We start from the raw sequence: 16,952 nt of genomic DNA, 5'->3' as shown, positions 1-16,952 counted from the left end.
CCATGGATTGCCGGACCCGTCAACTGCGGCGATCCGGCGAAAACGAAACACAGGCAGGATATAGGCATGGCGAGCGCCGTCGAACAGTTCTTCACGGTCAAGGCGAGAATAGCTGCCGCCGAGCGCGAGGCCGGACGCGACGCCGGAGCGGTGAGGCTGGTCGCCGTCTCGAAAACCTTCGATGCGGCCGATATCCGCCCGGTCATCGAGGCCGGCCAGCGTGTCTTCGGCGAAAACCGCGTGCAGGAAGCACAAGGAAAATGGCCAGCGCTGAGGGAAGCCTTCCCCGAGATCGAACTGCATCTGATCGGTCCGTTGCAATCGAATAAGGCAAAGGAAGCAGTGGCACTGTTCGATGTCATCGAGACGGTCGATCGCGAGAAGATCGCCGCAGAACTGGCCAAGGAAATTGCCAGGCAGGGCCGGTCACCAAGGCTCTATGTCCAGGTCAACACCGGCTCGGAGCCGCAAAAGGCCGGCATCGAACCGCGCGAGGCCGTCGCCTTCGTCGCTCGCTGCCGCACGGTTCATGGCCTCGCCATCGAAGGCCTCATGTGCATTCCCCCGGCCGACGAGAATCCCGGTCCGCATTTCGCGCTGTTGGAAAAGCTTAGGCTTGAGACCGGCGTCGAAAAGCTCTCGATGGGCATGTCCGGCGACTACGAAACGGCGATCGCGTTCGGCGCGACCAGCGTTAGGGTTGGGTCGGCGATTTTCGGCAGCCGCTAGCAGACATTTCGTTTAGCGACTGTTTGGCGTCCAGCCTTGATGCCCGCCGTGACAGCACTCGTCCACGACTTCATCCTGGTTACGCGCAACGTCGCCGATTTCGACGATATCGGGGTGACGGTTCTCAATCCTTGGGACTTCTGACCTCCACTACTGCGGAGGTTGGCTCAGAACCGCTAGGTCGCTATACCAGCGACTGGAAACGAAACGCATCGTTCCTATATGGGTTGGGTCATTACCAATCCCTCTGGAGCCACCATGCGCTACAATCAACTTGGAAACACGGGGATGTTTATCTCCGAACTTTGCCTCGGCACGATGACCTTTGGCGCCGCGGGCGAAAATGCCCAATGGGGCCTGATCGCCAGCCTCGACCAGAAGGGTGTCGACGAGATCGTCGCCCGCTCGCTCGCCGCCGGCGTCAATTTCTTCGACACGGCGGATGTCTATTCCTTCGGCACATCGGAACGGCTTCTCGGCCAGTCGCTCAGGAATCTTGACGTCAGCCGGCAGGACGTGATCATCGCCACTAAGGTCCACGGCGCCACGGGCAATGGCCCGAACCAGCGCGGTTCTTCGCGCGGCCACATCATGGATTCGGTCGAAGGCAGCCTCGAACGTCTGCAATTGGACCACATCGATCTCTACCAACTGCACGGCACCGACACCGTCACGCCGATCGACGAGACGCTGCGGGCGCTCGACGATCTGGTCACCGCCGGCAAGGTCCGCTATGTCGGCGTCTCGAACTGGCAGGCTTGGCGCATCGCCAAGGCACTGGGCATTGCCGATCGCAAGGACTTTGCCCGTTTCGAGACCGTCCAGTCCTACTATTCGATCGCCGGCCGCGACCTGGAGCGCGAGATCGTGCCGTTGCTCAACGAAGAAAAGCTTGGTCTGATGGTCTGGTCGCCGATGGCGGGCGGCCTGCTCTCGGGCAAATACGGCCCCGGCGCCCCCGGCAATGGCGAGGGCCGCCGCGCCAGCTTCAATTTCCCGCCGGTCAATGAAGACCGCGCCTGGGCAGCGGTCGCCGTCATGCGCGAGATCGCCGCCAAGCACGGCGTCAGCGTCGCCACGGTGGCGCTCGGCTATGTCCTGGCCAAGCCGTTCGTGATGAGCGTCATCATCGGCGCCAGCCGCATGGAACAGCTCGAACAGAACCTTGCCGCCACCGAGTTGAGGCTCGATACCGACGATCTTGCCAGGCTTGACGAAGTGAGTGCCTTGCCTGCCGAGTACCCCGGCTGGATGCTCGAACGTCAGGCAGCCGGCCGGCGTCCGGCGCCGTTTACGCCGAAGAAGTAGCGCCCTCTCGCCCTGATTTTCGGGAACCAAATTCGGGAACCAAGTAGGCTCCCAATTGCTTTTCCGCTTCAGTCCAGCCGCACGGTCTCGGCCAGGAAATCCAAAAAGGCCCGCACCCGCGCCGGCAAATGCTTACCTTGGCCGACATAGACCGCATGGGTGAGTTCCTCGTCGCCGGGGTTGAACTCTTCCAGCAGCGGCAGCAGCCGCCCGGCGGCAATGTCGGCCTCCACGTGCCAGTGCGCGAGCCGGGCGATGCCCGCCCCTGAGAGCGCCATCAGCCGCATCGCTTCGCCGTCGCTGACCAGCGTGTTTCCGATGATCGGTATGGTGGTTGCCTTGCCGGCCGCGTCGACGAAAGGCCAGCCGTCGACGTGGCGCACGAAGCAGAAGCCCATCCGGTTGTGACGATCGAGATCCACCGGCGTCTTGGGTGTGCCATGCGCTTCGAGATACGATGGCGCCGCAACGACGACCACCCGGCTTTGCCCGAGCTTGCGCGCCACCAGCCGTGATTCGCCGAGCGGCCCGGCGCGGATGGCGACATCGGCGCGCTCCTCCATCAGGTCGATAACACTGTCGGTCAACACCAGATCGACCGAGATTTCGGGGTAGCGTTGTAGAAAACGCGGCAACAGCGGGATCAGCCGGTGCTGCCCGAAAGGCACGTAACTGTTGACGCGCAGCCGTCCACGCGGCGCGGCGCCCGCTGCTGCCTCGCGCTCGGCTGCCGCCATGTCCGCGAGGATGCGCACGCCGCTGTCGAAGAAGGCCGCCCCCTCCGGCGTCAGTTGCAGCTTGCGGGTCGAACGGCTGACCAGCCGCGCCCCAAGCCGTGTCTCCAGCCGCGCGATCAGCTTGCTCACCGCCGACGGCGTCATGCGCAGCGCACGTGCCGCGGCCGAAAAGCTGCCCGCCTCGACGACGCGGACGAACACTTCGATCTCGCCGGAGCGGTTGATGTCGGGCCTGGCCATTGGTGAATCTATTTCACAGACAATGTGCCCTAGGCAAGGCTGGTTCACAGTCCGGTGCAGCACGATCTTTCAGGCCGGGGCGTGGGAGGACACGGCGCCCGTCGTCAAAACTGGTCGCCATCGAAGTGGGAACCGCCATGCCTCTTGCTCTCTACGCTCTTGCCGCCGGTGCCTTCGGCATCGGCGTCACCGAATTCGTCATCATGGGCCTGCTGCTCGACGTCAGCACCGACCTCGGCGTCTCGATCTCGGCTGCCGGCCAGCTGATTTCCGGCTATGCGCTGGGCGTCGTCATCGGCGCGCCGCTGCTGACCATCGTCACCGCCCGTTGGCCGCGCAAGACCGTGCTTTTGGCGCTGATGGCGATCTTCACGCTGGGCAACCTCGCCTGTGCGCTAGCCCCCGACTACTGGACTCTGATGGGTGCCCGCGTACTCACCGCCTTCGCCCACGGCACCTTCTTCGGCGTCGGCTCGGTCGTGGCGACCGGGCTGGTGGCACCCAACAAGAAGGCTTCGGCGATCGCCCTGATGTTCACCGGCCTGACCATCGCCAACATCCTCGGCGTGCCCTTCGGCACCTGGCTCGGCCAGGCCTTCGGCTGGCGCGCGACCTTCTCGGCGGTAACCCTGGTCGGCATCGTCGCCTTCGCCATCATCCTACTGCTGGTGCCGCGCAGCCAGGCAGAGCCTGAGAAGAGCAATTTGCGCGGCGATCTCGCCGTGCTCGGCCGCGCGCCGGTGCTGCTTGGCTTTGCCACCACTGTGCTTGGCTACGCCGGCGTCTTCGCCGTCTTCACCTATATCGCCCCCTTGCTGACCGAGATCACCGGTTTTCAGGAAGCAGCCGTATCGCCGATTCTGTTGGTCTTCGGCGGCGGCCTCATCGCCGGCAATCTCGCCGGCGGCAGGTTCGCCGACCGCTGGCTGATGCCTTCCGTTCTCGGCAGCCTTGTCGTGCTGGCGCTGGTGCTCGGTACGATGACATTCGCACTGCACAGCCAAGTTATGGCCGTCATCTATGTCGGCCTGCTCGGCGCCGCCGCCTTCGCCACCGTGGCGCCGCTGCAGATGTGGGTGCTGGAAAAGGCGCAAGACGCCGGTCAGAGCCTTGCCTCGTCCGTCAACATCGCCGCCTTCAATCTCGGCAATGCCGCCGGCGCCTGGCTCGGCGGCGTGGTCATCGCCCATGGTCCCGGCCTCGGCGCCGTCACCTGGGTCGCCGCCCTGCTACCGCTTTCGGCGCTTGGCGTGGCGGCGCTGGCGCTGCGCTTCGACCGTGGCGCAGCGCTCGCCCTGCCGGTATCCGCCCGATCGTAGCGGTGCCGGGCAAACCCAGATCGTTTTTCGAAAACAACAAGGAGCAAAACCATGGATTATCGACGTCTTGGCGCCTCGGGCCTAAAGGTTCCCGCGCTTTCGTTCGGCGCCGGAACCTTCGGCGGCTCGGGACCGCTATTCGGCGCCTGGGGCAACAGCGATGCGACGGAAGCGCGACGGCTGGTCGACATCTGCCTTGAGGCTGGCGTCAACCTCTTCGACACCGCCGACGTCTATTCGAACGGCGCCTCCGAACAGGTGCTCGGCCAAGCGATCAAGGGCCGCCGCGACGCCGTGCTGATCTCGACCAAGACATCGCTGCCGATGGGCGACGGGCCGAACGACGCCGGCTCGTCGCGTTCGCGCCTGATCAGGGCAGTAGACGATGCGCTCAGCCGGCTCGGCACCGATTACATCGACCTTTTGCAACTGCACGCCTTCGACGCCGCAACACCGATCGAGGAGGTGCTGTCGACGCTGGACAGCCTCGTGCGCGCCGGCAAGCTGCGCTATATCGGCGTTTCCAACTTTTCCGGCTGGCAAGTGATGAAGTCGCTCGGCCTGGCGGATAGATACGGCTATCCCCGATACGTCGCCCATCAGGTCTATTACTCGCTGGTCGGGCGCGACTATGAATGGGAGTTGATGCCGCTCGGCCTCGACCAGGGCCTCAGTGCGCTGGTGTGGAGCCCGCTCGGCTGGGGCCGCCTGACCGGCAAGATCCGCCGCGGCGAGAAGCTGCCGGAAAAAAGCCGGTTGCACGATACGGCAAGCTTCGGACCGCCAGTCGAGAACGAGCATCTCTATCGGGTGGTCGAGGCGCTTGACATCGTGGCCAAGGAAACCGGCAAGACCGTGCCGCAGATCGCCATCAATTGGCTGCTGCAACGGCCAACCGTCGCCTCCGTTATCATCGGTGCGCGCAACGAGGAACAACTACGCCAGAATCTTGGCGCCGTCGGCTGGTCATTGACGGCCGACCAGATGAAGAAGCTCGACGCGGCAAGCGAAGTCACCGCACCCTACCCGTATTTTCCCTATCGCCGCCAGGAGGGTTTTGCTCGGCTGAGCCCGCCCGCGGTCTGACGCTCCAGGGCTGACGGCGGCTCCCAGACTGCCGCCCGCGCGGCGCTCTAATGCAGCAAGAACTCGCCATCGACCTTGCGCCACTCATTCGGCGCGATCAGCTTTTGGTGCGTGTAGCTCACCGAATGCAGCGGGCCTTCGAGCTTGGCCTTCCAGAACTCGATGAAGCGGATCAGCACCGGAAATTTCGGGGCGATGTCGTAGTCCTGCCAGATGAAGCTCTGCAGCAGATGCGGATGATCGGGAAAGTGATAAAGAATCTTGGCCGTGGTCAAGCCATAGCCCTTGAGCATCAGGTCCATTTCGGAATGGTCGCGCATTGCGGTCCCCTGGTTGATTCTCCTTCCTCCCAATTTGAAATTGTGCGCGCTATTTGCTTAAGCGTCTATTGATCTTTTGTGGTGTAGACCGGGTTTACTACGCAAAAACATGTAGTTAGCAGCGATCCCGCCGAGTGCTGACAGCAGTGACCAAAGCGCCTGCGGCATCCCGCCGCGCAAATCCAACGTCTAATGTTGCCGTCACCGCCGAACTGTTAATAATGCGCGCGAATTCGCGGCCGCATCGCCGCGATGCCGCTGGCAGTCAACCCGGCGGGTTGGGTTTCGGGAGGAAAGCTAAGAAATGTCCGATGTTCATGTCCACCGCGTCCAGCCGGCGTGGAAGAAGAACGCGCTGATCGACAACGACACCTATTTGAAATGGTACGCCGACAGCGTCAAGAACCCGGACAAGTTCTGGGGCAAGCACGGCAAGCGCATCGACTGGTTCAAGCCTTTCAGCAAGGTCAAGAACACCTCCTTCGACGGCAAGGTCTCGATCAAATGGTTCGAGGACGGCCAGACCAATGTTTCCTGGAACTGTATCGACCGGCATCTGAAAAAGCGCGGCGACCAGACCGCCATCATCTGGGAAGGCGACAATCCCTACGACGACAGGAAGATCACCTATAACGAGCTTTATGCGCACGTCTGCCGGCTCGCCAATGTGATGAAGAAGCACGGCGTCAAGAAGGGCGACCGCGTCACCATCTACATGCCGATGATCCCGGAAGCCGCCTATGCGATGCTTGCCTGCACGCGGATCGGCGCCATCCATTCGGTCGTCTTCGGCGGCTTTTCGCCGGACGCGCTGGCCGGCCGCATCGACGACTGCAAGTCGACTTTTGTCATCACCGCCGACGAAGGCCTGCGCGGCGGCAAGCCGATCCCGCTGAAGGAGAACACCGACAAGGCAATCGAGATCGCCGCAAAGGCCGGAACCCAGGTCGAAAAGGTCGTCGTCGTGCGCCGCACCGGCGGCAAGACCGGCTGGATCGCCGGGCGCGACGTCTGGTACCATGACGAGGTCGCGACGGTTAAGGCCGAATGCAAGCCGGAGAAGATGAAGGCCGAGGACCCGCTGTTCATCCTCTATACGTCGGGCTCGACCGGCAAGCCGAAAGGTGTGCTGCACACCACCGCCGGTTATCTCGTCTACGTCTCGATGACCCACCAATATGTCTTCGACTATCATGACGGCGACATCTACTGGTGCACCGCCGATGTCGGCTGGGTCACCGGCCACAGCTATATTCTCTACGGGCCGCTCGCCAACGGCGCCACCACGCTGATGTTCGAAGGCGTGCCGAATTACCCGTCGCAATCGCGCTTCTGGGACGTCATCGACAAGCACAAGGTCAACATCTTCTACACCGCCCCGACGGCGCTGCGCGCGCTGATGGGTGCCGGCGATGCGCACGTCACCAAAACGTCGCGCAACTCGCTGCGTGTGCTGGGCTCGGTCGGCGAGCCGATCAATCCCGAAGCCTGGGAGTGGTATTTCAACGTCGTCGGCAACGGCAAGGTGCCGATCGTCGACACATGGTGGCAGACCGAGACCGGTGGCATCCTGATAACGCCGCTGCCCGGCGCCACCGACCTCAAGGCGGGTTCGGCAACGCGGCCGTTCTTCGGCGTCAAGCCGCAGCTGGTCGACGGTGACGGCAGGGTGCTGGAAAGTGAAGCCAGCGGCAATCTTTGCATCGCCGATTCGTGGCCCGGGCAGATGCGCACCGTCTATGGCGATCACGAGCGCTTCGTGCAGACCTATTTCTCGACCTACAAGGGCAAGTACTTCACCGGCGATGGCTGCCGCCGCGATGCTGACGGTTACTACTGGATCACCGGCCGCGTCGACGACGTCATCAACGTCTCCGGCCATCGCATGGGCACCGCCGAGGTCGAATCGGCGCTGGTCTCACACGAGAAAATCTCCGAAGCCGCGGTGGTCGGCTATCCCCATGACATCAAGGGCCAGGGCATCTACTGCTACGTCACCCTGATGGCCGGCGAGAAGCCGAGCGAGGAGCTCCGCAATGAACTCGTCGCCCATGTCCGCAAGGAGATCGGCGCCATTGCCTCGCCCGACAAGATCCAGTTCGCACCGGGCCTGCCGAAGACGCGCTCCGGCAAGATCATGCGGCGCATCCTGCGCAAGATCGCGGAGGACGATTTTGCTGCGCTTGGCGACACCTCGACGCTGGCCGATCCAGCAGTCGTCGACGACCTGATCGCCAATCGGCAAAACAAGAAGAGCTGATGCAAGCCTCGTTGGGTGCTGTCACCGAGCTTTGGCGCTACCCCGCGAGCTCGCTCGCCGGCGAGCGCCAAGAGGTGATCTCGGTCGGTTGGCACACCGTTGAAGGCGACCGCCTGTTCGGTCTCGTCGATGCTTCGAACAACGAAATTGCACGGCCCGATCGCGAAGCGAAATGGCACAAGGTGCCGCGCATCCGTACCCGGCTGTCGCCGGCCGGCGGACTGGAGATCGCCGTCCCCGACGGCGACTGGCTGGCCGCACCCGGCGCTGACAGCGATTGCGCCGTTTCCGCCTATCTCGGCTTTGCGGCTTCTATCCGGCCGTTTCGCCGGGAGAATGCCGCGCCGGATTACGCCGGTCCCCTGCTGGCGGAGCGCTACGTCAAGGCCCCCATTCATCTGCTGACCACCGCTTCGCTGGCGCGTTTGAAGGCGCTGCATCCGGAAGGCGTCGCCGACCCGCGCCGCTTCCGGCCCAACATCGTCGTCGACATGCCTGAGGTCGAGGGGTCGTTTCCCGAGACGGAATGGATCGGGCGCAAGCTGGCGATCGGCGACCTGCTCCTGACCGTCTCCGAGCCGTGCCGCCGATGCGGCTTCACCATCATTGCCCAGGACGGCTTCGACCACGATCCGGCAATCCTGCGCAGCCTGGTCCGCCACAACGCCCACAATCTCGGCGTCTACTGCACGGTCGACCGGCCCGGCCGGATCGAGATCGGCGCGACGATGCGCTTCCTGTAGGCTATCGATACAAATCCGCACGCGTCGGCGGCAGGCCGCTGGGGCCGCGCGCCCGCCTGGTGGCGACGGTCTGGAAAATCTGCGCCGAGGCGCGTTCGAAGGTGATCGAGCAGCCGGTGAGATAAAGCAGCCAGAGCCGCGCCTTGGCTTCGCCGACTTCGGCGATCGCCTCGTCGAAGCGTGCATGGAGACGTTCGGCCCATAGCCTGCAGGTGCGCGCATAATGCTCGCGCAAGTTTTCGACATCATAGACGAGCAAGCCATGCGCCTCGAGATTGCCGAGCGTCATGCCGATCGTGTCGAGTTCGCCGCCCGGGAAGATGTATTTGATCAACGCCTTGAATTCCGGCCCCTTGCGCAGCGTCTTCTTCAGGCTGCCCTTGTCGCGCCGGGTGATGGCATGGTGCAGATAGATGCCGCCGGGTTTGAGCAGGCGATGGATCGTCGAGAAATAGGCCGCATGGTTGGCAAGCCCCAGATGCTCGAACATGCCGATCGACGAGATCTTGTCGAAGGAGCCGGAGAGCTCGCCATAGGATTTTATCTCGATGGTGATGCGGTCCTCCAGCCCTTCGGCACGGATGCGTTCGCGGGCGAGTTCGGTCTGTGCCTCCGACAACGAAACGCCGTGGCCGACGACGCCATAGTTCTTCACCGCGTGAATGAGCATCGCTCCCCAGCCGCAGCCGATGTCGAGCAGTTTTTCGCCGGGCTTCAGCCGAAGCTTGCGGCAGATATGGTCGAGCTTGTCTTTCTGCGCCTGGTCGATATCGTTGGCGAAATCCTTGAAGTAGCCGCAGCTATAGACCATGCGCTCGTCGAGGAAGAGCCGATAGAAGGCGTTGGAAATATCGTAATGGTGCTGGATCGCCTCCTTGCTCGAACCGCTGACGAAAGGATTGCGGCCGGAAAGGTCGGTGCGCGTCGTCATCTGTTTTCGCGAAAGCAGCACGGCCGGCAGGTCGCGCAGGATCGCCAGCTTCGGCAATGACTTGAGCTTCGTCCGGAGTTTGCCTTGCGTGGGCAAGGCGTAGAAATCGAACAGCGATCCGTCTTCGACGTCGACTGCCTTGGAAATCCACATCTCGATCAGCGTCGAGAAGGAGGGGCGGCGTACGATCTGCCAGACGATGTCCTGGTCGTTAATGGTGAGCACCGGGCCGGCAGCCGGGCCGATCCGCTCGCCCGTCCACAACCTCACCGCAAAGCCCGGCTTCAGCGTTTCGATAACCGTTCGAACGATCCGGGCTGCCCTATCGGCTGGATCCATCCCCGTCCTCCCTTACCCGGAACAATAGTGGCCCGGAACAATAGCAGCGCGATCTTGCCTGCCCGATCGGCCGGCCGCAAGCCGCCTGGGTGCGCAAGCACGCTTGTTCAGGATTTTCGGGTGCCGCGCCTTGCCATTTGCCGGGTGACACCCCATCATGAGGGAGTGTTCAACAAATCGAAAGGAGGTGATCCGATGTCGAGTGATTTCGTTTTCCAGAACGTGGCCTCAGCGGATTGCACTTTCGGGAAGCAGTCTTCCCGTTAAGGCGCGAGATGCGCGGCTGGCGACCAACCGTCGCCGCCCGGAGCCGCGCCATGGACGGAAACACGGAAGGCCGCCGGCTTCGCGAGAAGCGGCGGCCTTTTCTTTTTGGGCTGTTGTCCCCTATTTGGTTACGCTCAACATCTCGACGTTGCGCGCTATATCCTGGAAAGCCTGGTTGAGTTCGGTTCCATTGGCCGCTTGGTAGAAGTGCTTGATCTTGGCGGTGTCCGGGCTCGCGCAATCCTGGAGCGTCGCCTTGGCATTCGTTTCGTTTAGGTCAAACCCAATAGTGAAGATCTCGATGCCCTTGTCGCGCATGGCAGCGCAAAGTTTCTTGGCCGCCGTGCGGGTCGGCTCCTTGCCGGCGTCATTGTAGACGTCGCCGACGGTGCTCGCATCGAAGTAGGATAGGTTGAACTCGCCGTCGGTCATTAGGATCGCGATTTTGGCGACCTTTTTTGGATCCATCTTGGCCGGCCGTTGCGAAGTCCTCATTATGCTCCCCCAGTTTTCCGACAGCATGTACCAGGTCCACTGCACGCCGATATGGCCGGCGGTGCCGCCGGAGGCGACGAAATTCTTGATGACCGTCTTGAGCGCCGTCGCATCCGCCGTCAGCGGCATCAGCGTGGCGGCCGGGCAGGCGGCGGTGCCGGTTTGCCAAGCGAAGGACGACAGCAGGTAGTCGCGGTTGACCATGCTGGCGTCAGGGCCTGCGTCCGAATATTGATAGGTCCCCTTGCGTTCGGTGGCGCAATTGTCCGGACGGATGAAGCCCGTGACATACTGCACGGCGTCATTGGCCGGCGCCTGTTTGCGTTGGCTGGCGGTGGTTTCCACATAGACGCTGCTGGAGGCAAGCGTACCGGCATTCACCGAATTGGCGTAAGGCACGATGGCAACCCGCACTCGCGGCTTGGAGGGGTCCTGGCCGCCCAGGAAACTGTCGACCGCATTCGCCGCAGCCGCCCGCAGATCGATGATTTTCTGGCCGGCCATCGACCCGGTCACGTCGAGCATCATCGCGACTTCGATCTCCTTGTCCGAATAGAGCGCCGTCGTCGATGCTGGAACGCGCTGCATGCCACCCGTGCTGAAAAACGGGAAATAGTAGCTGACGTTGACATGGACGTCCGCCTGGACGGTCTTGGCGGTCCTGTCGATCGCCAGATTGTCGAGAACGATCTCGTTGTCCTGAACGATCTCGTTGTCCTGCAGGATACCCGCCGTGCTGTTGGCATCGAGAAAGGCCTGCACCGATTTGTTCGCGTCGGCCTCGCTGATGACGCCGGTCGTCAGGTCGCGGGCCGTCGAGGTGACCGCCGCATCGACCACGCCCTGCAGGCTCGATTTCACATTATAGAGTTGGGAGACGTTGATGGCAAAGCCAACGCTCAGCGCCAGCATTGAGCCGATTACGCCAAACAGCACCGCGAAATTTCCGCTGCGATCCGCGGCAAAGCCGCCGATCGTCTGAACAAGACCCCCGAAACGCCGCATCCTTCCGCCTCCATTCGCTACAGCCTGTAGCTGTCCGAAGGCGCATTGCAGGATTCCGGCCGGATCGCTCCGCCAGGCGGGCGAAAGCGAGCAGCTCCCCATCAGACCATTGTTTCCAAACGGTTTCGAGCCGCAATACGGTAAACAACCGGTAAATGAATGCACACCGGCGCGACTTTGTTCACGAAGCGCTTACCACGATCCGGCTTACAATTCGGGACGGCCGGACCGCGTCCCGATCCGGCACAGCCGAGATGTATCGAACCGGATCAGCGGTGGCGGGAGATGGAAATATCGACGATGAATGTGTCCGACACGACTAGGCCAGCATCCGTGCGCTGACCGTCCTGTCGACGCCGCGATAGGGCGGCTTGAACAGATTGCCTTCCTGCTCGTAGGTCCAGACCTTGAACAGGCTGAGCCGGTGCGGGCCGAAACTGTGCAGCAGCGGCACGTCGGTGGCGTCGCGGCCGCGCGCAATGACGACGCGGCCGATTCTCCGCAAATTGTGGCGGGGATCGAAGATGTACCACTTGCCGTCGAGGAACACTTCCATCCAGGCCGAGAAGTCCATCGGCGCCGGATCGGCGGGCACGCCGATGTCGCCGAGATAGCCGTTCACGTAGCGGGCCGGGATGTTCATGCAGCGGCAGAGCGTGATTGCCAGATGGGCAAAGTCGCGGCAGACGCCGACGCGTTCCTCATGCGCCTGCGCCGCCGTGCGGGTCGAGCGCGCATAGCCGTAGCCGAAGGAAAGGCGGTTGTGGACATAGTCGACGATCGCCTGCACCCGCGCCCAGCCCGGCGGAAGCTGGCCGAAGAGTTGCCAGGCCAGATCGCTGAGATGATCGGTCTCGCAGTAGCGGCTGCCGAGCAGATAGCCGAGCACCTCATCCGGCAATTCCTCGACCGGGACTTGCCTGGCCAGCGTGTTGACCTCGTCCGTCTCGCCACTGTCTTCGACCACCGCATCGTAGAGGATGCGAAAATTTCCGGCCGGCGCCGTGAAGCGGCGGCAGCTATTGCCGAAGACATCGTGGTAGACCCTGGTCGGCACGGACGGCGACGTCAGCACGCGCGTCTGCCGCTTGATGTTGGCCTGACGATCCTTGTGGATATCGAGCAACGAAACGACCGGCGTGGCTGCAACGCATTCAATGGCAATTTCATAGCCGAGCCGAATCAGCATCGTCCTCCCCCATCGATCGTCGTGAAAGATAGCTCCGATCAACGCGGGGACATGCGCAGCGGTTCCGTGGAGAGGCCGAAAACGACGCCGCGCGGCTTCCCATACGGACGCGGCAACGTTACGGTCGATCGACATGCTTCCTTCGAAATAATCCCTCCAAAATGACTCCGGAAAAACCGATGTTTGCAGGCAGAAAATTTGCGGCCTTCCTGTTCGATATGGATGGCACGATTCTCAATTCGATTGCCGCGGCGGAAAGGGTCTGGGCAGCTTGGGCGCATCGGCAAGGTCTTGACGTCGCCGCATTCCTGCCGACCATCCACGGCGTTCGGGCGATCGAGACCATCGGCCGGCTGGCACTTCCGGGCATCGACCCTGCCCGCGAAGCCGATGCGCTTTTGCAGGCCGAGGCGGCCGATGTCGAGGGCATTCGCCCGATTGCCGGCGCTGCGGCGTTCCTGGCGTCGCTGCCGCCCGCGAGCTGGGCGATCGCCACCTCAGCGCCCCGCGAACTTGCCTTGCTGCGCCTGCAGGCCGCCGGCATTCCGGCTCCCGCCGTAATCGTTGCCGCAGAGGACGTGTCCCGCGGCAAGCCGGCGCCCGACTGCTTCCGGCTGGCGGCCGAACGGCTCGGCGTCGATGTGCGCGACTGCCTCGTCTTCGAGGACGCACCCGCCGGCATAGCGGCAGCCGAGGCCGCGGGCGCCGCGGTCGTGGTGATCAGCGCCACGCACCGGCATCCGTTGGAGACGCCGCATGCCGCCGTCGCCGGCTATGACGCGATCGGCATTGCCGTCGATGCCAGCGGCTGGATCACCATCGAAGCGGAGCGGGCCTCGCAGCCTGCTTAGCTAGCACCCTGTTTGGGCTAAAAGTCGCTGGTCAGGCCCTTGACCTCCCAGTCGCCGTAGCGGCCGGGCTCCTTGCCGCCGCGCCCGCCGATCTCCCTCGGCAGTGTGGCTTCCTTCGCGCGATATTTCTCCCGCCGCGCCTCGGCCTCCGCCAAGGCGCGCCGGGCTGCCGGCGCCAGCGGCTTTTGCGGCTCGCCGTTAGCACGCGTTTTGCTGGTTTTGTCGATCATGCGATCTTCCGGTAGATTGAAACAGGCCCCCGATTGAAACGGGAACCGCTGTTTCCCATCATATAGCGATGGGTCCACAAGGATCGACCCCTTTGTTGGGCCAGAACGGAGCAGACGATGAACACCCTTCGCACCGCCATGCTTTTGGCCGCAATGACGGCCCTGTTCATGGGCGTCGGCTATCTCATCGGCGGATCCGGCGGCATGATGATCGCCTTGCTGATCGCCGCCGGCACCAATCTGTTCAGCTATTGGAACGCCGACAAGATGGTGCTGTCGATGCACCGCGCCGTCGAGGTCGACGAAAGCAACGCGCCTGAATATTACGCCATCGTGCAGGGTCTCGCCCAGCGTGCCGGCCTGCCGATGCCGAGAACCTATCTCATCGACAATCCGCAGCCCAATGCCTTCGCCACCGGCCGCAATCCGCAAAATGCCGCTGTCGCCGCCAGCACCGGCCTGCTGCAGCAACTGTCACATGAAGAAGTCGCGGCGGTGATGGCGCACGAGCTTGCCCATGTGCAGCATCGCGACACGCTGACCATGACAATTGTCGCCACCCTTGCCGGCGCAATCTCGATGCTCGGCAATTTCGCCTTCTTCTTCGGCGGCAACCGCGACAACAACAATCCCTTCGGCATCGTCGGCGTGCTGGTGGCGATGATCGTGGCGCCCCTGGCCGCCATGATCGTGCAGATGGCGGTGAGCCGCACCCGCGAATACGAGGCCGACCGGCGCGGTGCCGAAATCTGTGGACACCCGCTGTGGCTCGCCTCGGCACTTGACAAGATCGCGCGTGGCGCCGAACGCATCCGCAACCCGGATGCCGAGCGCAGTCCGGCAACCGCCCATCTCTTCATCATCAATCCCCTTTCCGGCGAGCGCATGGACAGTTTGTTTTCCACTCACCCGAGCACAGAAAACCGCATCGCCGCATTGCAGAGGATGGCAAGCGAGATGGCCGGCGCACCCGAAGCGGCCGCGACGCCAAGGCCGACGCCGGAAGAGACCGGGCAGCAGCCGTCGGGTCCGTGGGACAGGGCCGCGCGGCCCGAGAGGCCGGCTGAGCCGGCCAGGCCGAAACCCAATCCCTGGGGACGCAATCCAACCGGGCCCAAAGGTCCGTGGTCGTGAGCGCAGCCGCGGGCGGGAAGGGGCCTATGCAACTTGAGGAGATGCGTATCCTGTGCGCTAAGCACTGGAACCCGATTGGAATACCTATGGAGAGTACAGCGACATCCAGAGAACCTGGATTCCGTCCGCTTCCTGCAGATGAGTATGACAACTATCTGCTGCAGATTATGCGTCTCGTGGTCGACGGCGCAGATCCCAGGCAAATCTCCGACTATCTCGGCAAGGTGGAGAATGAATACCTGGGGCTGTCTTCCCCCGCGGGTAGCAAAGATGATTTTCTCAACGCCGTCTTCGCATTAGCCAAGCGATCACCCGCACGATGACGCCGCTTCCAAGACAACCTTCGGAAGCGCCCGGCCTCGCCGCGCGCAAGGCAGCCGCCCGCCTGCTTGCCGCCGTCATCGATGCGAGAACGCCGCTCGACGGGCTGACCGACCATGAGAACGGCCATCCGCAATACAAGGCGCTCGACCTGCGCGACCGTGCCCTGGTGCGCGCCATTCTGGTCACCGCCCTGCGCTACCGCATGACCATATCGAGCCTGCTGGCCCGCCGCCTGGAAAAGCCGCTGCCGCCCAACGCCACAGCACTTTCGCACATCTTGCATGTGGCGGCGGCGCAGATCCTGTTCCTCGACATTCCCGACAGCGCCGCCGTCGACCTCGCCGTGACCCACGCCAAATCCGATCCGCGCACCACGCGCTTTTCCGGCCTCGTCAATGGCGTGCTTCGCACCCTGGCGCGGGCCAAGCAGGACGAGCTGGCGGCGGCACTTGCCGCCACCGACGAGGCGCCGAGATGGTTTTCCGACCGCTTGAAAACTGTCTACGGACCCGACAAGGCCAGGCAGATTCTGCTCGCCCATCGCCATGAAGCGCCGGTCGATTTCTCGGTCAAGTCGGATCCGGCGCTGTGGGCAGAACGGCTCGGCGGCTTCGTCTTGCCGACCGGCACGGTGCGGGTCGAAAAGCTCAGCGCTTCCGTCACCGAACTGCCCGGCTTTGGGGAAGGCGCCTGGTGGGTTCAGGATGCTGCGGCCAGCCTGCCGGCTCGATTGTTCGGCGACGTCAAGGGGCTTCACATCGCTGACCTCTGTGCCGCCCCCGGCGGCAAGACCGCCCAGCTGATCCTTGCCGGCGCCCGCGTCACCGCGCTCGACATGTCCCGAAACCGGTTGGCGCGGCTGGCGCAGAACCTCGAAAGGCTAGGCCTTTCGGCAGAGATCGTGCAAGCCGATCTGCTCAAATACGAGCCGACGGACCTCTTCGACGCCGTCCTCCTCGACGCACCTTGCTCTTCGACCGGCACGGTGCGGCGGCACCCCGACGTTCCGTGGACGAAGACGGCGGCCGACGTCGAAAAACTCGCCGACCTGCAGCGGAAGCTGCTCGCCCGCGCCGTCACCCTGGTCAAGCCTGGCGGACGCATCGTCTTTTCCAACTGTTCGCTCGATCCGCTCGAAGGCGAAGAGCTTTATCGCGCCTTCCTCGACGGCAACGCGGAAATCGTCGACGACCCGCTTCGGCCGGGCGAGATCGCCGGCATCGACCCGTTCCTGACGCCGCAAGGCACGTTGCGCACCACGCCTGCCGATCTGGAGCTAGGTTCGCCGGCCCGTTCCGGGCTGGACGGCTTCTTCGCCGCCCGCATGCGCAGAGTCGGCTAAGGGGTAGATCTCGAAGCGCAGTCCGACCTTTTTGGGGCGAGGAGGCACGGAAAACAGGCTGAACGGCCACGCTGTCGCGGAATTCGCCTTCGCACAAGTTCTT

At 63.3% G+C, this 16,952-nt stretch carries 16 protein-coding genes; 10 read left to right on the top strand and 6 right to left on the bottom strand.

Annotated elements, in window-relative coordinates; all coding sequences use genetic code 11:
- Nucleotides 1–66 precede the first annotated feature (66 nt).
- Entirely contained in the window at nucleotides 67–729 is a 663-nt protein-coding gene (locus NKI85_RS00670; RefSeq protein WP_352522957.1) for a YggS family pyridoxal phosphate-dependent enzyme, read from the top strand.
- A gap of 258 nt (nucleotides 730–987) precedes the next feature.
- Nucleotides 988–2,037 (top strand): aldo/keto reductase, encoded by a 1,050-nt coding sequence (locus NKI85_RS00660; protein WP_352522958.1) that lies wholly within the window; start codon nucleotides 988–990, stop codon nucleotides 2,035–2,037.
- A gap of 68 nt (nucleotides 2,038–2,105) precedes the next feature.
- On the opposite strand, the gene NKI85_RS00655 is transcribed toward NKI85_RS00660, so the two are convergent.
- Nucleotides 2,106–3,014: a LysR family transcriptional regulator gene (locus NKI85_RS00655; protein ID WP_352775193.1), complete on the bottom strand. Its 909-nt coding sequence runs from the start codon at nucleotides 3,012–3,014 to the stop codon at nucleotides 2,106–2,108.
- 137 nt (nucleotides 3,015–3,151) lie between these two features.
- Between NKI85_RS00655 and NKI85_RS00650 the strand changes: the two genes are divergently transcribed.
- Together NKI85_RS00650 and NKI85_RS00645 are read left to right on the top strand one after the other, a co-directional pair.
- Nucleotides 3,152–4,333 (top strand): MFS transporter, encoded by a 1,182-nt coding sequence (locus NKI85_RS00650; protein WP_352522960.1) that lies wholly within the window; start codon nucleotides 3,152–3,154, stop codon nucleotides 4,331–4,333.
- 51 nt (nucleotides 4,334–4,384) lie between these two features.
- Entirely contained in the window at nucleotides 4,385–5,419 is a 1,035-nt protein-coding gene (locus NKI85_RS00645; protein WP_352522961.1) for an aldo/keto reductase, read from the top strand.
- Between the two features lie 47 nt (nucleotides 5,420–5,466).
- On the opposite strand, the gene NKI85_RS00640 is transcribed toward NKI85_RS00645, so the two are convergent.
- Nucleotides 5,467–5,739: an usg protein gene (locus tag NKI85_RS00640; protein ID WP_352522962.1), complete on the bottom strand. Its 273-nt coding sequence runs from the start codon at nucleotides 5,737–5,739 to the stop codon at nucleotides 5,467–5,469.
- A 304-nt stretch (nucleotides 5,740–6,043) separates the two neighbouring features.
- On the opposite strand from NKI85_RS00640, the gene acs reads away from it, so the two are divergent.
- Both acs and NKI85_RS00630 read left to right on the top strand, forming a co-directional pair.
- Nucleotides 6,044–7,999 (top strand): acetate--CoA ligase, encoded by a 1,956-nt coding sequence (gene acs / locus NKI85_RS00635; RefSeq protein ID WP_352775189.1) that lies wholly within the window; start codon nucleotides 6,044–6,046, stop codon nucleotides 7,997–7,999.
- Entirely contained in the window at nucleotides 7,999–8,742 is a 744-nt protein-coding gene (locus tag NKI85_RS00630) for an MOSC domain-containing protein (protein WP_352775186.1), read from the top strand. The genes acs and NKI85_RS00630 overlap by 1 nt, the downstream gene beginning before the upstream one ends.
- Nucleotide 8,743: 1 nt before the next feature.
- Here NKI85_RS00630 and NKI85_RS00625 read toward each other — a convergent pair whose 3' ends face one another.
- The 3 genes from NKI85_RS00625 to NKI85_RS00615 form a co-directional block, all read right to left on the bottom strand.
- On the bottom strand, nucleotides 8,744–10,012 hold the full coding sequence (locus NKI85_RS00625; RefSeq protein WP_352775183.1) for a class I SAM-dependent methyltransferase: 1,269 nt from the start codon (nucleotides 10,010–10,012) through the stop codon (nucleotides 8,744–8,746).
- Nucleotides 10,013–10,399: 387 nt separating this feature from the next.
- Nucleotides 10,400–11,779, bottom strand: a complete 1,380-nt coding sequence (locus NKI85_RS00620) for a pilus assembly protein TadG-related protein (RefSeq protein ID WP_352775180.1) — start codon at nucleotides 11,777–11,779, stop codon at nucleotides 10,400–10,402.
- Nucleotides 11,780–12,098: 319 nt separating this feature from the next.
- On the bottom strand, nucleotides 12,099–12,968 hold the full coding sequence (locus NKI85_RS00615) for a transglutaminase-like domain-containing protein (RefSeq protein WP_352522967.1): 870 nt from the start codon (nucleotides 12,966–12,968) through the stop codon (nucleotides 12,099–12,101).
- 179 nt (nucleotides 12,969–13,147) lie between these two features.
- On the opposite strand from NKI85_RS00615, the gene NKI85_RS00610 reads away from it, so the two are divergent.
- Nucleotides 13,148–13,819, top strand: coding sequence for an HAD-IA family hydrolase (locus tag NKI85_RS00610; RefSeq protein WP_352522968.1), 672 nt, complete (start codon nucleotides 13,148–13,150; stop codon nucleotides 13,817–13,819).
- A 17-nt stretch (nucleotides 13,820–13,836) separates the two neighbouring features.
- On the opposite strand, the gene NKI85_RS00605 is transcribed toward NKI85_RS00610, so the two are convergent.
- Nucleotides 13,837–14,049, bottom strand: a complete 213-nt coding sequence (locus tag NKI85_RS00605) for a DUF1674 domain-containing protein (protein ID WP_352522969.1) — start codon at nucleotides 14,047–14,049, stop codon at nucleotides 13,837–13,839.
- A gap of 117 nt (nucleotides 14,050–14,166) precedes the next feature.
- Here NKI85_RS00605 and htpX point away from each other — a divergent pair, with 117 nt between their 5' ends.
- From htpX to NKI85_RS00590, 3 genes are read left to right on the top strand one after another with little or no spacing between them, the layout of a single operon-like run.
- Complete coding sequence (gene htpX / locus NKI85_RS00600) at nucleotides 14,167–15,183, top strand: zinc metalloprotease HtpX (RefSeq protein WP_352522970.1); 1,017 nt, start codon at nucleotides 14,167–14,169, stop codon at nucleotides 15,181–15,183.
- Nucleotides 15,184–15,209: 26 nt separating this feature from the next.
- Nucleotides 15,210–15,506 (top strand): hypothetical protein, encoded by a 297-nt coding sequence (locus NKI85_RS00595; protein WP_352455023.1) that lies wholly within the window; start codon nucleotides 15,210–15,212, stop codon nucleotides 15,504–15,506.
- Nucleotides 15,503–16,849 carry an RsmB/NOP family class I SAM-dependent RNA methyltransferase gene (locus tag NKI85_RS00590; protein WP_352775176.1) on the top strand — a complete coding sequence of 449 codons (1,347 nt, stop codon included), beginning with the start codon at nucleotides 15,503–15,505 and terminating at the stop codon, nucleotides 16,847–16,849. Before NKI85_RS00595 ends, NKI85_RS00590 begins: the two co-directional genes overlap by 4 nt.
- The last annotated feature ends 103 nt before the right edge of the window (nucleotides 16,850–16,952 follow it).

Source organism: Mesorhizobium sp. M0571 (assembly GCF_040320985.1).
Lineage (GTDB): Bacteria > Pseudomonadota > Alphaproteobacteria > Rhizobiales > Rhizobiaceae > Mesorhizobium.
Note: the sequence above shows the minus strand (reverse complement) of the source record. Positions and strands in the feature narration are given on the sequence as shown.

Coding starts and splice junctions, on each gene's coding strand:
- NKI85_RS00650 (WP_352522960.1), top strand. CDS start 3,152: ATGCCTCTTGCTCTCTACGCTCTTGCCGCCGGTGCCTTCGGCATCGGC.
- NKI85_RS00640 (WP_352522962.1), bottom strand. CDS start 5,739: ATGCGCGACCATTCCGAAATGGACCTGATGCTCAAGGGCTATGGCTTG.
- NKI85_RS00645 (WP_352522961.1), top strand. CDS start 4,385: ATGGATTATCGACGTCTTGGCGCCTCGGGCCTAAAGGTTCCCGCGCTT.
- NKI85_RS00670 (WP_352522957.1), top strand. CDS start 67: ATGGCGAGCGCCGTCGAACAGTTCTTCACGGTCAAGGCGAGAATAGCT.
- NKI85_RS00625 (WP_352775183.1), bottom strand. CDS start 10,012: ATGGATCCAGCCGATAGGGCAGCCCGGATCGTTCGAACGGTTATCGAA.
- htpX (WP_352522970.1), top strand. CDS start 14,167: ATGAACACCCTTCGCACCGCCATGCTTTTGGCCGCAATGACGGCCCTG.
- NKI85_RS00655 (WP_352775193.1), bottom strand. CDS start 3,014: ATGGCCAGGCCCGACATCAACCGCTCCGGCGAGATCGAAGTGTTCGTC.
- NKI85_RS00615 (WP_352522967.1), bottom strand. CDS start 12,968: ATGCTGATTCGGCTCGGCTATGAAATTGCCATTGAATGCGTTGCAGCC.
- NKI85_RS00660 (WP_352522958.1), top strand. CDS start 988: ATGCGCTACAATCAACTTGGAAACACGGGGATGTTTATCTCCGAACTT.
- NKI85_RS00590 (WP_352775176.1), top strand. CDS start 15,503: ATGACGCCGCTTCCAAGACAACCTTCGGAAGCGCCCGGCCTCGCCGCG.
- NKI85_RS00595 (WP_352455023.1), top strand. CDS start 15,210: ATGCAACTTGAGGAGATGCGTATCCTGTGCGCTAAGCACTGGAACCCG.
- NKI85_RS00605 (WP_352522969.1), bottom strand. CDS start 14,049: ATGATCGACAAAACCAGCAAAACGCGTGCTAACGGCGAGCCGCAAAAG.
- acs (WP_352775189.1), top strand. CDS start 6,044: ATGTCCGATGTTCATGTCCACCGCGTCCAGCCGGCGTGGAAGAAGAAC.
- NKI85_RS00630 (WP_352775186.1), top strand. CDS start 7,999: ATGCAAGCCTCGTTGGGTGCTGTCACCGAGCTTTGGCGCTACCCCGCG.
- NKI85_RS00620 (WP_352775180.1), bottom strand. CDS start 11,779: ATGCGGCGTTTCGGGGGTCTTGTTCAGACGATCGGCGGCTTTGCCGCG.
- NKI85_RS00610 (WP_352522968.1), top strand. CDS start 13,148: ATGTTTGCAGGCAGAAAATTTGCGGCCTTCCTGTTCGATATGGATGGC.